Genomic DNA, 14,640 nt, shown 5'->3' on the forward strand with positions numbered 1-14,640 from the left:
TACAAGTCTTTATCGCCATATTTCAGGCTGGTCTATGTGTCGAATTCATGCTGGCCAATGTGACCTGCTGCGCATTATATGTTCATTAATCTGACATTGTGAATCAGGATTTTAACCTGCCTGCAATACTTTACGTAATTTCACCGCGGATGTTAGCGCATTTCCGGAAAGCAGGGCGCTTAAAATGAGACTTTCCGGGGTTCTCCCTGATTAAGGTTGCCACTGCGTCTGTTCACCGCTGAGTTTGCGGTTCAGGAAAAAGGCGGCACTGATTAACGCCAGATGCGTCAGTGCCTGCGGCGTATTGCCCAGCGCATGGCCGTGGCTGTCAAACTCCTCTGCATAAAGGCCCAGCGGATTGGCGTAGCTCAGCAGTTTCTCAAATTCAAAGTGCGCTTCCTGAATGCGGCCCGCGCGTGCCAGACACTCGATATACCAGAATGAGCAGGCCCCAAAGGAGCCTTCTGACCCCTTCAGGCCATCGGCGGGTGTCTCATGCGTATTGTAACGCCGCACCATACCGTCGCTAACCAGGTTGGTTTTGATCGCATCCAGTGTGGCAATCCAGTCCGGGTCGGTGGCCCCTACGAAGCGCACCAGCGGCATCAGCAGCATGGAGGCGTCAAGATGTTCGCCATGTCGGGTCGAAGAGAAGTGGCCACGCTCGCTGTTCCAGAAGTTAGCCCAGATATCTTCGCGGATCTCCCGGCGTGCCCGATCCCAGCGTTCGTAGGGCATCGGCAGGGAGCGCTTCATGCCCAGACGTAGCGCGCGATCCATCGCCACCCAGCACATCAGACGCGAATGCAGAAAATGCTCCGGTTCACCGCGCATCTCCCAGATACCGGCATCGGGCTGATTCCAGTTTTCACATAGCCAGTCGATCATTTTGACGACATGCTCCCAGCCGCGCTGCGAGATCGCTTCACCATATTTATTAGCCAGATAGACCGCATCCATCAGCTCACCATAGATATCGAGCTGGGTCTGCTGCCAGGCGTCATTGCCAATGCGCACCGGGCGGGAGTCGGCATAGCCGGAGAGATTGAGCAACTCCATCTCATGCAACTCGGTGCCGCTGTCGAGCCGGTACATCACCTGCAGGCGCATCTCATCATGATGGCTGTTTTCAACGCAGCGGCCGACCCAATGAGTAAAATGTTTCGCTTCATCGATGTAGCCCAGCCGCATCAGGGCATACATGCTAAATGAAGCGTCGCGGATCCAGGAGGCACGATAGTCCCAGTTGCGTTCGCCGGCCAACTCTTCAGGCAGACCAAAGGTTGCCGCTGCCGCGATAGAGCCATGCTGATGGGAGGTCAGCAGCTTCAGGACCAGCGCAGAACGCTGAACCATCTCGCGCCAGCGCCCCTGATAAGTACTGTGGGCGCTCCAGCGTCGCCAGTAGTTCAGCGTCTCTTCAAAGCAGTGTTCGGTGGCCAGTGCTTCGATATGTGCATCATCAACGCTGCCAAATTCAAACTGCGCATGTTCGCCGGGCTGCAATGTGAAAAGAGCGGTGGCACTTTCATCTTCCAGCGTCATCACCACGGTGGCGGCAAGGCGCAGCGACGGCTGGCCTTCAGCATGAAAATCGATACAGCCGTTATGCGCTTCCGCACGGGTCTGCGCCCGGGCATAGTCGTGGCGGGGCGAACAGCGCAGGCTAAAGGTCGCGCTGCCACGCACCATCTTGACTCGCCGGATCAGGCGCGGCAGCTTGTTCTCCTCGTCACAAATCGGCATGTAGTCGGTGATTTCCGCCACGCCTTCATCATCCAGCCAGCGGGTCTGCAGAATATTGGTATCGGGCAGGTAGAGCTGCTGACGTCGCGCATTGGGCCAGTCAGGTGCCAGGGAGAAAAGGCCGGCATCATCGCTGTCGAGCAGGGCAGCAAAGACCGACGGACTGTCGAGTTCAGGCCAGCAGAGATAATCGATAGTGCCGTCATTGGCGACCAGCGCACAGGTGCGCAAATCGCCGATGACGCCATGGTCTTCGATCTTACGTTTTACCTTACTCATCTTCATCTCCCGGTCAGTGTCCATCCTAACTATAGCTGAGCCATCTGATGCGGCTTCGTTTGGGCACAGATGGTTAACGCACGGTTGAATAGGGGAGGGAAGGGGAAAGCGACAGGCCGGCCGGGCGAGACCTGTGGCATCGTCAGCCGGGGCGTCTGGCTCTCCTCAGCGTCAGGCGACTTCAGCTGACGGTCACGCATCAATCCTTGACGGTGATGGGGTGCTGATGAATCCGCCGTTCAGGTGTTACTGATCGGCACGACGGGTGTGCCAGCGGCGGATCACCCAGCGCAGCGCAAAGGCGAACACGACCGCACCGACCAGCCAAAGCAAATGTTTGAGATGCTGGTCGAGTTTGTGCAGCCACGGCGCGATGATGCCGCCCGCGAAATAGCCCAGTGTTACAAAGATCACTGCCCAGATGGCCGCCCCGATGACGTTGAGAATAAAAAACTTCATTGGGTTGAGGCGGCTGGCTCCAATGATGATCGGACCAATCAGACGAAAGCCATACATAAAGCGCACGCCAATCACAAACAGGCTGGGACGGCGTTTAATCAGGCGGTTCGCCTTCACCACTTTATCCTGATGCTTTTTAAAGCGGCGCAGGATACGTGTGCCCCAGCGGCGACCGATCCAGTAGAGCAGCTGATCGCCGACAATACCGCCCCCCATCGCGGCCAGCACCACCCCCACGTAATGCAGCAGCCCCTCATGCGCGGCGACACCGCCCAGCAACGTAAATGTCTCACCTTCGGCGATACAGCCAATAAAAAGCGCCAGATAACCGTACTGCGTAATTAATGCGTTGATATCCAAATGCAAAATGACACTCCCTGTTCAGTGACTGTTCCTTCTAGTCTATACGCGATTTGGCTTCACTTCCGCCCTGCAGGGCGGGTCCGTTTATTTATGCTGTTTTTTTGTCCGTTCACCACGAAAATTTTGCTGCCGTTTATACTTGAGAGAACGCTGCCCCCTAAAGACGCATGCATGACCGGGCGGCCTTTCGCATCAGAGGAGTGACTGTATGAACCATGTCTGGGGACTTCTGGCGCATCCGAACCAGGAAATGCGTCATATCAAGCAAGAAAATGAGAGCGTATCGCACCATTACACCCACCATGTTCTGCTGATGGCGGCAATCCCGGTGATATGCGCCTTCATCGGCACAACTCAGTTGGGCTGGAATCTGGGCGAGGGGCAATATGTGCAACTGAACCTGGCGACCGGAATCGGGCTAGGCATTCTGTTCTATCTGATTATTCTGGGTGGCGTCGCAGTAATGGGACGCGTGATTCACTGGATGGCGCGTGATTATCCGCAGCGTCCCGGCGTTCAGCGCTGTACGGTGTTTGCGGGCTATGTGGCAACGCCACTGTTTCTCAGCGGGCTGGTGGCGCTCTATCCACTGGTCTGGCTCTGCGTACTGGTAGGCGCGCTGGCGCTGCTCTACACGGGCTATCTGCTCTATATTGGCATCCCACTCTTTTTAAATATTGATCGCGAAGAGAGCCTGCGCTTTTCCGGTTCAACACTGGCCATCGGCGTGCTGGTATTTGAAGTGTTACTGGCATTGACCGTGGTGTTGTGGGGATATGGACCACATTTGTTTTAACCGACCGCCGCCGTCTGGCGGCAGTTCTCTTTTTACGCCCGGAAACAATCTCACCAGGAAATTTCTTAACCTAAAGCGTATGATACCGCTGCCAGCTCGTGCGCCGACGTGACTGAAGCGGGCGGCCTGTGTCGGTCTGACACAGTACACAATCATAACCGGGTTTTTTTCTACGATGCCTGCAAAAATTCGTTTCACCTTGCTTTCGCTGGCGCTGCTCGTTTCAGGGCAGATTGTTTCACTTCCTGCGCAGGCGAAGACCTCGCTATCGCAACTTGCGCCTATTGCTCAGCCGCAGATCGCCTCTGGCAGTGCGATGATTGTCGACCTTACTACCAATAAAGTGCTGTTTTCCAGCCACCCGGATCGCGTCAGGCCCATTGCGTCCATTACCAAGCTGATGACCGCCATGGTGGTGCTGGATGCGCATTTGCCGATGAACGAGATGATAACCGTTGATGTCAGCCAGACGCCGGAAATGCGGGGCGTCTTCTCGCGCGTTAAGCTCAACAGCCAGATCAGCCGCCGTAATATGCTGCTACTGGCGCTGATGTCCTCGGAAAACCGCGCCGCCGCCAGCCTGGCTCATGCCTATCCCGGCGGTTATCAGGCTTTTGTACGGGCGATGAACGCGAAAGCACGGTCGCTGGGCATGACACAGACCCGCTACGTCGAACCCACCGGCCTGTCGACGCAAAACATCTCCAGCGCCCAGGACCTGGTTAAATTACTCAAAGCAACGCGGGAATATCCGCTGCTCGGCGCGCTCAGCACCACCAAAGAGGAGACGGCAGTTTTTGCCCATCCGAGCTATGCGCTGCCGTTCCGCAATACCAACCATCTGGTTTATAAAAATGACTGGCATATTCAGTTGACCAAAACCGGTTACACCGACGAGGCAGGCCACTGTCTGGTGATGCGCACTATGATCAACAATCGTCCGGTGGCGCTGGTGGTGCTGGATGCCTTTGGCAAATATACCCACTTCGCCGACGCAAACCGTCTGCGGAGCTGGATTGAGACCGGTAAAGCGGCTCCGGTGCCGGCCGCCGCGCTGGCTTATAAAAGGCAGAAGTCGGGTCAGGTCGCCAGCAACGGTGCCAGCAGTGCCGATGTTGAATAGAAAATAGCCGGTGTCGCGCACTTTGCGCACTGGCGTTACCGGCAGGCTCAGCAGGACTCCGGGAGGATGCCTACAGAGGCGTACAACGATTTTTACGTCCTGGTCCGCCCGGAATCAGACCGAAAAATGCCCTTTATTCCTATATTGCCATCCCTTGCAAAGCCCTACACTACGCGCGACTGTCGAGGGACGCTCGCCTGATTTACGTTGCCGGAATCTTACTCATATGTTTAAGCTACGATCCTTTTTTGCATTGTTAATGCTGGCGCTGGTGGCGTTTGCCCCGGCGCTGACGCTGGCCGCGGATGATACGGCCAGTGCTGCTCAGGAACAGGATGCTCCGCCGAAACTGAATGCCGCAGTTGAACTGCCGAAAATGCAGAAGATACTCGACAAAATCAAAAGTCAGGTATCCGTTGATGCTGGCGAAAACAAGCTGACGCAGCTGAATGAAATGGCGCTGGAGCTTTCGGGTAATGCCGATACGCTGGGCCAGGCGCTGATCCCCGATCGCCAGCAACTGGACGCCCAGTTGCAGGTACTGGGGCCGGCACCCAAGGCCGACAGCGGCGTAAAAGAGACGCCAGAAGTGACGCGCAAGCGTAACGCGCTGGAGAGTCAGAAAAGCAAACTCGACGACCAGATCAAACAGGCCGAAGGCATTAAAAATGGGGCCTTAACGCTGTCGTCGCAGATTGTTAACCTGCGCCGCGATCAGCTGAAAAGTCAACTGGCGCTGAACTCTGGTACCATTCTTGGGCCGCGCTTCTGGTCACCGCTGAACAGCAGTCAGGATCTGGATGGCGAGAAAATTAGTGAATTCCTGCAGGAGCTGAAGGACACGGCAGCGCTCTCATGGGAGCCGGGCTGGCGCGTGGGCAGTGTTTTCTGGCTGCTGGCGGCGCTGCTGGTGATGACGGTGGGTCGTCGCTACAGTGAGGAGTTCCTGGCCTGGGTCAGCATTCATAAATTGCCGGAAGGGAAGCTGCGCCGCAGTTTCCTGGCGGCAGCGATAGCCCTCACCACGCTGGTGGCGGTTGTCCTCACCTTTAACTTTATCGCCCTGGCCTTTACCCGCCGTGATGAGGTCTCTGAGAACGTTCAGGACTTTGTCGACCGGCTGGTGCAGCTCAGCGTTTTTTGTGGTCTGATTGCCGGGCTGGGACGGGCTTTCCTCTCTACCCGCCGACCCAGCTGGCGGTTACCGACTATCTCTAATGAAGTGGCGATGGCATTAAAACCGTTTCCACCGATTACCGCGATGCTGGTCTTTATCTTCCAGACGGTCGAGGCGTTTAACTACAGTGTTGGCACCAGCCTGAATACCACCATTTTTGCCAACGGACTGACAGCACTGCTGATTGGCAGTACTGCGCTCGCGATCAGCATGCGCACTAACCGTGTGCGTCGTCGTATGACCCAGGCGGGCACACCGCCGGAAGCACGCTCAACACTGGTCGGGCTAATCCAGATGGGCCTGACGCTGACGGGCTTCGCCATCCTTTTGTCGCTGCTGATCGGTTACGTCACGCTGGCGCGCTTCCTGAGTTATGAGGTGATCTGGTGCGGCCTGCTGTTTGGCTCGTTCTATTTCCTCAGTCACCTGCTGAAAGATGGCTGTGAGAGTCTCTTCTCGACCAGTAACGCCACCGGTCGCCGCATTCAGAGTTCACTCAACATCAATGAGCGTCACCTGCAGCAAACGGCCACGCTGCTGACGGCAATCGGTAAAACGATTCTGGTGCTCTTTGTGGCAATGGCGCTCATCAACGGAACCTTTGCCTCTTCAACACCGATAGAGTTGTTGCAAAAAGTGATTGAGTTCTGGGGCGGTAAAGGACTTGAATCCCTGAACATCGTACCGGCGCACATGGTGAATGCGCTAATCTGCCTGATTGTCGGCATCTATGTGCTGCGCTCGGTGCGCCGCTGGCTCGACACCGACTTCCTGCCAAAAACCACTATGGATGTGGGTATGCGGGTGTCGCTGGTGACGCTGTTCAGCAATATTGGCTATGTGCTGATCATTCTGCTGACCCTATCGATCATGGGGTTGCAGTGGAACAAGCTGGCATGGATTGTCAGTGCGCTGTCGGTCGGTATCGGTTTTGGTTTACAGGAAATTGTGAAGAACTTTATCTCGGGGCTGATTCTGTTAACTGAGCGACCTGTAAAGGTCGGCGATTTGGTGAGCATTAGCGGCATCGAAGGGGATATTCGCCGGATTAATGTGCGCGCCACAGAGATTCAACTGGGCGACAAATCCACGGTGATTGTACCGAACTCGCAGTTTATCTCGCAGAACGTGCGAAATGCGACAATGGGCAATGCGCAGGGTGTGGTGACGATTACGCTGACCTTCCCGCTCAACATCGACCCGGTAAAGGTGCGCGATATTCTGCTGGAGGTCTACAACGAAAATGAACGCATTCTGGAGACGCCGGAACCCTCTGTTTCGTTCAAAGATCTGACCCAGCAGGGCATTGTGCTGAGCGTCACCGGTAACGTGGCGGGTCAGCGGCAGATTGCGGGAGCGAAGAGCGATCTGCTGTTCGATATTCTGACGCGTCTGCGTAAAGAGGGCATTTTGCTCTCCACGCCGCAAACCATGATTATCGAACGCCGTCAGGTGCCGGGTGCTGAACCTGAAGAGAAGCTGGTTTAGGTGTCAAGGGGCCGACTTCTGTCGGCCCCTGAATGTTGATAAAGTCTGGCTCGTCAGCTGAGCAGGCTGCCACCATTCCGGGCGTGGTGCCCGTCGAGAAAGGAACTGGCGCATCAGTAAGGAGTCGCTCATGGGGGGCGAAAATCAGTCCGACTCAGCTGAGGTCGAAGCTTTATATATTAGCCTTGTGCGGGAATATTCCAACTAAACGGATGTGCATTATCTGCGATGCGCCGTGTCTGAGGGACAAACCGAAAATGGTGACCCTGGGTGGCCTGATGAGCAAACGGGTCCACTGGTGCTATGGCGTACTGAAGACAAAAACCGCATTTTGTGGCGGAAATTTTAGAGCATCTGTAGGTCTCTGCAGTTCGGCCATATTTTACACTGCATGGTCACAGATCTGACGTTAAGAGCAGAGCAACGTCCGTCTTGAGCGAATAGCGGACGTTGAGAAAAGGGATATTTGATGGATTGATTGTGTGGAACTAAATGGTTAACATTTGCTCTTTCGGACAAAGAAAATGACTGTTAACGATTCCCTCCTGACATTCTCTCTCGCCGCACTGTTACTTACCCTTACTCCCGGCCTCGATACGGCACTTATTCTTCGCACCGCTTGTGCTGAGGGGGGTAAGAAGGCTTTTCAGGCTGCTCTTGGCATTGATGCCGGCTGTTTTATATGGGGCGCGCTGGTCGCGTTAGGTCTTGGTGCTTTACTGGCGGTTTCAGAGGTGGCTTATACAGCGCTAAAAATTTGTGGAGCTGTCTACCTGAGCTGGCTGGGCTTGCAACTGCTGACACGCCCCCGATCGTCCTTCAGTGATGGCGATGATGACAATGGTTCTCAGGGGAACTGGTTTATCAGAGGAATGCTGGGGAATGTGCTCAATCCCAAAATGGGCATTTTCTATGTCTCTTTTTTGCCTCAGTTTATACCTGCCGGTCACTCTCCTTTAATATGGACTTTCATCCTTGTCAGTATCCATGTGGCGATTGGGACTATGTGGTCAGTCACACTTATTTTATCCACGCATTTTGCGTCAGCCGTATTGAAGAAGAGTCGCGTTATCCGGGTGATGGACAGAGCAACAGGGGGCTTGTTTTTATGCTTCGCGGCTAAACTTGCTGTAAGCACGAGGTAGCTATCGGTAAGTTATGAAGGTCCGCTTCTGGTACAAAGCGGAAGAAGGCACATTCTCTGGATGTGGACAATGAAGATATCGAGCCGCAATATCCGGAGTCGTCTGACCGGAAGGCGTGATGCAGAGCACTCCGACAGTATGCAGGCGTGTATTTTTTGTGGCACACATACTCAGGCTATACGTGTGCCAGATGAAATTTATCTGTTCGTTAAGTTGCCTGCAGCCGCACTGACCTTCACCGGCAGGCGCAGCACCAGGTTTGCTGCGGTGACATACAGCCACTTTCTGCCGTCCGCACCGCTGCATAACGCAAGATTGCCAGTATCCTGCGATGGCATCAGTATTTTCCCAAGACGCACCCCCTTCTCAGAAAAGATCTGTACGCCCTCTTTGCTGCTGCTCCAGACGTTGCCTTTCTCATCCGTTGTTATGCCGTCAGGTATGCCGGGCGTTACTTCTGCAAAAACGTGTCCGGCGGTCAGGCGTGTCCCCTCAAGCCGGTAGGCCATAATCCGGTGAGCAAGTTTTTTATTGCTGAAGTCGTGCGCCAGCTGCGTGTCAGATACGTAGAGCGTTTTTCCGTCAGGCGAAAAAGCCAGTCCGTTCGGGGAGTGCACCTCAGGCGTGCTGGCGCGTGATAGCTTGTGTGAGGAGGCGTCGTAACGGTAAACATATTCGCCATCCTGCTCGGGCTTTCCGCCGTAACTTTCTTGTTTATTCAGGACGCCAAACGTCGGGTCGGTAAACCATATCGCGCCGTCAGGTGCCACTGTCACGTCATTCGGGCTGTTAAGCCGCTTACCCGCCCAGGAATCAGCCAGCGTTGTCCACGTGCCATCAAACTTCTGACGCACAATCGCACGCCTGCCATGTGAGGCCCCAATGATGCGTCCTTTACTATCAACAGAATGACCGTTCTGATAGTCCGAGGGGGCAAGCCAGACCTTCAGCCCCTGCTTTTCTGACCAGCTCATGACCCGGTTCTGCTTCACGTCACTGAAAATAAACAGTCCCTTCGGCGTGCATACCGGGCCCTCGGCCCATACTGCTCTGTCGGTAATGAGTTCAGGATGGGCGTTACTGTCTGCCAGCTCGTGAAACGCGACGTTCTCCGTAACGATGTTTACGCCGGGCACCTCTGCCGCCACGGTGGAAAAACCCGTCATCATCAGAGCCAGCACAAAAGGCGTTTTCGAAAAGCGGTAACACATTTTTTTTTTCCTCAGTCTGCACAGGCACCTGTGTTACGAACACCGGGCTTAAGTTTAATGATCAGCTGTACGTTCGGCTCACTTCCCACTGTTCGCGACACGTGCCCCACTCTTTTATCATCACTGCGGGGCCGTGAGTTGCTGTCCGCATTGAACTGCACCTCGCCCGGTCCCTGGACCAGCGTTGTGCCGTCCGTGGTCTCCACGGACCATTTTCCGGACAGAGTGATGACCCACTGCGGGCCTGGTGCATGATGCCAGTTGCCAACATAGCCTGGCGGAAGTACAGCATAGGCAATGCTCTCAACCTCATCGGGCGAAACGCCAATCCACTGCGGCGCAGAAGGTGGGGCATAGCTCTTAAACTGCAGCCCTTCAAAGCGGCAGTGTCCGACGTGCGTCGCACCCTCATCGTCAGCCCAGAGGGTGGCAAATTTTACCGGCGGCTGGGTCTGTCCGTTGCTCACCGTTCGTTCTGCTGAGTCGGCGCGGACGGCATATAATCCGTCATCGGCGCAGGCAGAAGAAATGACGGTAAATCCGCATAAAAGCGCAAGCGCGTGCAGCGTGTTATTTTTCATCCTGATCTCCTTTATTGAGTGGCGCTGAAAGCATAGCGGCGAACAGCCGAGGGTGCCCTGCAACCTGCGGATAAAAAATTAAAAGGATATATGAATACCAGATGCACTCGCCTGTGACAGAAGAGTCTGCGCGGCCGGTTAGTTTGCAGCTGGCACAGAGTAACAGACATGTCACTATTGCGAGGTCCGCCAGGAGCGAACAGCGGACATTGACTAATTGGGGCTGGATTTTTTCACATTAAACATCCTATCCCGATTATGAATCAGCCTATGAGTCTCGTCTCATCAGGAATTCGTCATGAAACACTCCATCAACGCATAGCGCATCGGCATCAGTCGCCCACTCTTTGAACCCGAAGGAACGATAAAGCGCATACGCGGCCCGGTTAGTTGTAACCACTGACAGTTTCACGGTTTTTGCTGAACTGGCGGCTTCCAGCGCCGCATCCATTAATTCTGATGAAAGCCCGGAACCTCTGTTACCGGCGCGAACATACATTCCCCAGATATTCGCCACATGACTCAACTTTAGTAACGAGTTCCTGCTAACCCCAATCATGCCCTGCAAGGAGTTGTTAACATCAAAACCACCGAAAACATGACTTGTCAGCAGCCGTTCGGCAAAGAACTGCATTGGCTTCTGACTGCATTCGCCGTAGGACGCGCCAAAGGCTTCCGGATGAAGGCGCAAAGCCTCCAGCCTCAATTCCCTGAAATCGTCCAGATCGCTTTCGATTATGCGTCGTACTGTGAATGCTTCCACTCATGGGCTCCTTGCTCTTCCAGATTTGCATTGTCAGAACCTAATTAAACCAGCATAAGAGTTCATGTGAAACTTCCGCTTCTGGCACACATCGGATCTCTCACCCAGGACTGCATTTTAAAATTAAGTTACAAAATAGATTGTTAACATTACTCAGTATTAAATAAAACAGATACAATTACAGACAGATCTCTAAAAAGACATTTATGGAGAAGCACAATGCCCGAAACCCATAGCTTAATAGCATTTGCAATGATTTCGCTCGGGATGGTATTAACTCCCGGGCCAAACATGATTTATCTCATCTCACGCTCTATATGTCAGGGGCGTGTAGCCGGTCTGATTTCATTGGGTGGAGTAGCTCTTGGTTTTGTCTTTTACATGATCTGTGCTGCATTTGGCATTACCGCAATGCTAATGGCTATTCCATATGCTTACGACACTTTGCGTATAGCTGGTGCTATCTATTTACTTTGGCTAGCTTGGCAGGCAGTACGCCCGGGTGGAAAATCACTATTTCAGGTCAAGGACCTGCCTAAAGACCCCCCGAAAAAACTCTTTATGATGGGGTTTTTAACTAACATTCTGAATCCAAAAATTGCAGTTATGTATCTATCATTATTACCGCAGTTTATCACCCCGGAACATGGCCATTTTCTAACTCAATCTTTTTTTCTGGGTTTATCACAAATAATTATCAGTGTTTCAGTCAACGCCATAATTGTAATTTCGTCAGGAACCATCGCCAGTTTCTTAGTAAGAAGGCCTTCCTTCGCTCTGATTCAACGCTGGGTAATGGGCTGTGTTCTAAGCGCTCTTGCCATTAAAATATTAAGTGAATCCCGTCGTTAATCTTATAATTAAAATGGTGATAGATTTGTCGTTATTTAAGCCGCGTTGATCATGTTCTTCTTGTTTCAGAAGCGGGGTCAAAGCACTGATACTGTTGACGCTTAATTAGCACAGCCATGTTATTGAACCTTGGGGAACACCTCTGTTCAGGGGAGTATTTATCATGCCGAAATTCTGTTTCTGAATGGAGCAGGATTTTGGGGCAGGGGCACGGCGAAAGCCACAGGTGATTTAAATCCGAGGGATGAGCGACATCCTCTTTACCTCAGCAAACAAAATGCACTAGCAGATGAAGGTTCTGATGTGCATTTTCACTGCTCATCTTTATGAAAAGGAAATCACAATTGTAATGTCCGCTTTTGGCACAAAGGGGACACGGCATAAAGATTTTGCAGATTCCCTCTGCCTTCCAGGCAAGCCAAATCAGCGCGATAGCTTAACCAGTAAAGCCGCCAGGCTCTGCCGAACTGTCCGAAGCCAGTTTACGCAGGAGCTCACCATGAAGATAATAATTCACAATACTGTCATTTATTCTGCCACCTAAAGACTGATAAAAACGGTTTGCTCCGGCGTTTGATTTCTCGGCATTCCAGCTGAGGCTGCGACACTCATGTTCAAGAGCGAATTTCGCTATAAAGCGCATTATGGATTCCCCTGTGCCTTTACCTCTCTCACTCTGGGAGACATAAAGCTCTTTGATGTGCAGCTGGCCACAGTAACGGGGAGAAGGGTAGAGGATACTGCAACACGCCAGCCCAACGATATGAGCGTCGCAGCGAGCCCTGAGCACCAGAGTACCGGAGAGCTGACTGAACAATCGATTGCGGAGGTAATTATTCAACAGTGGTTCCTGAATGATGCCCTTACCATAATAGTGCTCTTCCATCTCGGTAAAAATTTTCACCATGGATTCCCATTCATCTGGCGGACACAGTTCTACCCTTACTTCCATGTTTACTCCTTTTAGCTAACAAAACGCCACAACTGAGGTAGGAATTAGCACCATTGCAGCCACTAACAATTCGGCCCGGTTGCTGGGTTAGCCCACCGACACGCCAGAAGCGTCGTTTCAATCATGTTTTGTAGCGAACGAACAGGCCAATCCTGCGCTTTTCAAATGTTAGCATTTCAATTAAGCAATTTAGATCTGTCCGCTCTGAGCGAGAAGCGGACCTCACTATCCTGTCTATAAACGCCTGTGCCCATTAATCCATGGCTATTCAGTATATTGAAACAGGCAATTCAGCTCCTTAATGCACTAACCCATGAAAAAATGTATTGCGAATCAATATCATACCTGAGTATAACTTCATCAGATTATTGGATTATTGGAAAAGTCGCATAAACAGGAGAGGTATGATGATTTCAAAAGAAAATGCAGAGCATTATGTCTGGGGCGATGATTGCGACGGCTGGTATCTGGTAAACCGACAAGACATGCTGGTCATTCATGAAAAAATGCCGTCAGGTACTGCTGAAAAGCGACACGGGCACTCTGTCTCAAGACAGTTTTTCTTTGTGCTCAATGGTATTTTATCTATGGAGTTAAAGGGTGAAACGCACAATATTAAACCCCTGCAGGGATTAGAGATTCCCCCGAGGGCAAAACATCAAGCCAGAAACGACACGGAGTCTCCCGTGGAATTTATTGTGATTTCACATCCCACAACACGAGGGGATCGTACTGACCTTCCTTGACCCTGCTGGCAACTCACGAAAAATGGCTATGGCTTGTCATAACGTAAGTCCGAGTGGTGACGCTAACGTACCTGAGTATTGGCAACGTCCGCTCCTGGCCCGAAGCGGATGCGCGAGGAAGGTCTGTTATGAGCGACAAGTGGACTTTCTATTTCAGCTTTATGCAGATGATACGTACAGGTTTTTTTCTTCTAAGACCGGTATCAGACATTCCTGGTGTGAATTCCTTCTGAAATCACATTATTTTGTGCAGGTATTGTTGCTGTAAGGCATCTGTTCCTCTGGCTGGGCTTGAAGGATAACAAGGAGGTAATATGCTGAACCCTGGATTCGTTACAAGTAGAGCACTTGCTCATTGGCAGGATATCCCGGCTTTTTTGCCACAGTTTCAGTTTCATGAAAAACACCAGACCATCATCAGGACGCAGTCGCCTGAAAAAATCCTGTCGTTAGTAGCAGAATTCGATATTCAGCAGGATACCGTCATCCGACTGTTGATGTCGGTGCGACAACTTCCGCAACATTTCCGGCGCAATCAACAACCCCAGGCGGTTAACAGGTTTGGCCTGAACAATTTCACTCTACTCGAAAAGTCACCATCCGAGCTCTGCTACGGCTTGCGCGGACAATTCTGGCGTGCAGATTTCGGACTGGAAAACGTGCCGGATACTGACGCTTATCTGACGCCGGTCGCGCCAGGCAGCGCACAGCTCTTACTGCGCTACCGGGTGACAGAAATTAAAGAAGGGCAATATGAGTTGCGAACTGAAACGTTCATTTACTGTCCGGATCGAGCTACTCAGCTGAAAATGACTGCTTACTGGCTGGCAATACGGGCAGGTAGTGGATGGATTCGAAAAAGGACGCTTATGGCTGTTCAGTCCCGTATTTAATAACAGGAAGAGGGGCTTATGGCCGAGGCCCTTATGAGCGAGAAGCGGACCTTAAGAGCAAAAGAA

Annotated in this window: 13 protein-coding genes; 7 read left to right on the plus strand and 6 right to left on the minus strand. The window is 52.5% G+C overall.

The genetic code is table 11. The features are described 5' to 3' along the window. Window positions 1–210: 210 nt before the first annotated feature. Both WFO64_RS01875 and WFO64_RS01880 read right to left on the minus strand, forming a co-directional pair. Complete coding sequence (locus WFO64_RS01875; protein ID WP_337008456.1) at window positions 211–2,025, minus strand: glycoside hydrolase family 15 protein; 1,815 nt, start codon at window positions 2,023–2,025, stop codon at window positions 211–213. Window positions 2,026–2,271: 246 nt separating this feature from the next. Next, window positions 2,272–2,850: a DedA family protein gene (locus tag WFO64_RS01880; protein WP_337008458.1), complete on the minus strand. Its 579-nt coding sequence runs from the start codon at window positions 2,848–2,850 to the stop codon at window positions 2,272–2,274. A gap of 205 nt (window positions 2,851–3,055) precedes the next feature. Between WFO64_RS01880 and WFO64_RS01885 the strand changes: the two genes are divergently transcribed. From WFO64_RS01885 to WFO64_RS01900, 4 genes are all read left to right on the plus strand, one after another. Beyond that, window positions 3,056–3,643 (plus strand): Yip1 family protein, encoded by a 588-nt coding sequence (locus WFO64_RS01885; RefSeq protein ID WP_337008460.1) that lies wholly within the window; start codon window positions 3,056–3,058, stop codon window positions 3,641–3,643. Window positions 3,644–3,818: 175 nt separating this feature from the next. Beyond that, on the plus strand, window positions 3,819–4,766 hold the full coding sequence (gene pbpG / locus WFO64_RS01890) for a D-alanyl-D-alanine endopeptidase (protein ID WP_337008462.1): 948 nt from the start codon (window positions 3,819–3,821) through the stop codon (window positions 4,764–4,766). Window positions 4,767–4,992: 226 nt separating this feature from the next. Next, window positions 4,993–7,431 (plus strand): DUF3772 domain-containing protein, encoded by a 2,439-nt coding sequence (locus WFO64_RS01895; RefSeq protein ID WP_337008464.1) that lies wholly within the window; start codon window positions 4,993–4,995, stop codon window positions 7,429–7,431. Window positions 7,432–7,955: 524 nt separating this feature from the next. Continuing rightward, the gene (locus tag WFO64_RS01900) at window positions 7,956–8,576 is read left to right on the plus strand and encodes a LysE family translocator (RefSeq protein WP_337008466.1); all 621 of its coding nucleotides are present in this window, start codon (window positions 7,956–7,958) and stop codon (window positions 8,574–8,576) included. Between the two features lie 197 nt (window positions 8,577–8,773). On the opposite strand, the gene WFO64_RS01905 is transcribed toward WFO64_RS01900, so the two are convergent. The 3 genes from WFO64_RS01905 to WFO64_RS01915 form a co-directional block, all read right to left on the minus strand. After that, on the minus strand, window positions 8,774–9,787 hold the full coding sequence (locus tag WFO64_RS01905; protein WP_337008468.1) for an SMP-30/gluconolactonase/LRE family protein: 1,014 nt from the start codon (window positions 9,785–9,787) through the stop codon (window positions 8,774–8,776). Between the two features lie 11 nt (window positions 9,788–9,798). Beyond that, window positions 9,799–10,368: a hypothetical protein gene (locus tag WFO64_RS01910; protein ID WP_337008470.1), complete on the minus strand. Its 570-nt coding sequence runs from the start codon at window positions 10,366–10,368 to the stop codon at window positions 9,799–9,801. 268 nt (window positions 10,369–10,636) lie between these two features. Beyond that, window positions 10,637–11,131, minus strand: a complete 495-nt coding sequence (locus WFO64_RS01915) for a GNAT family N-acetyltransferase (protein ID WP_337008472.1) — start codon at window positions 11,129–11,131, stop codon at window positions 10,637–10,639. 219 nt (window positions 11,132–11,350) lie between these two features. On the opposite strand from WFO64_RS01915, the gene WFO64_RS01920 reads away from it, so the two are divergent. Next, window positions 11,351–11,983 carry a LysE family translocator gene (locus WFO64_RS01920; protein WP_337008474.1) on the plus strand — a complete coding sequence of 211 codons (633 nt, stop codon included), beginning with the start codon at window positions 11,351–11,353 and terminating at the stop codon, window positions 11,981–11,983. Between the two features lie 436 nt (window positions 11,984–12,419). Here the strand turns inward: WFO64_RS01920 and WFO64_RS01925 are convergent, their stop codons facing one another. After that, window positions 12,420–12,890 (minus strand): GNAT family N-acetyltransferase, encoded by a 471-nt coding sequence (locus WFO64_RS01925; RefSeq protein ID WP_442956124.1) that lies wholly within the window; start codon window positions 12,888–12,890, stop codon window positions 12,420–12,422. Between the two features lie 452 nt (window positions 12,891–13,342). Here WFO64_RS01925 and WFO64_RS01930 point away from each other — a divergent pair, with 452 nt between their 5' ends. Continuing rightward, window positions 13,343–13,681 (plus strand): cupin domain-containing protein, encoded by a 339-nt coding sequence (locus WFO64_RS01930; RefSeq protein WP_337009466.1) that lies wholly within the window; start codon window positions 13,343–13,345, stop codon window positions 13,679–13,681. A gap of 314 nt (window positions 13,682–13,995) precedes the next feature. Next, the gene (locus WFO64_RS01935; RefSeq protein WP_337008476.1) at window positions 13,996–14,574 is read left to right on the plus strand and encodes a hypothetical protein; all 579 of its coding nucleotides are present in this window, start codon (window positions 13,996–13,998) and stop codon (window positions 14,572–14,574) included. Window positions 14,575–14,640: the final 66 nt, after the last annotated feature.

Origin of the sequence: Pantoea sp. AS142, assembly GCF_037152305.1 — a bacterium.
Taxonomy (GTDB): domain Bacteria; phylum Pseudomonadota; class Gammaproteobacteria; order Enterobacterales; family Enterobacteriaceae; genus Pantoea.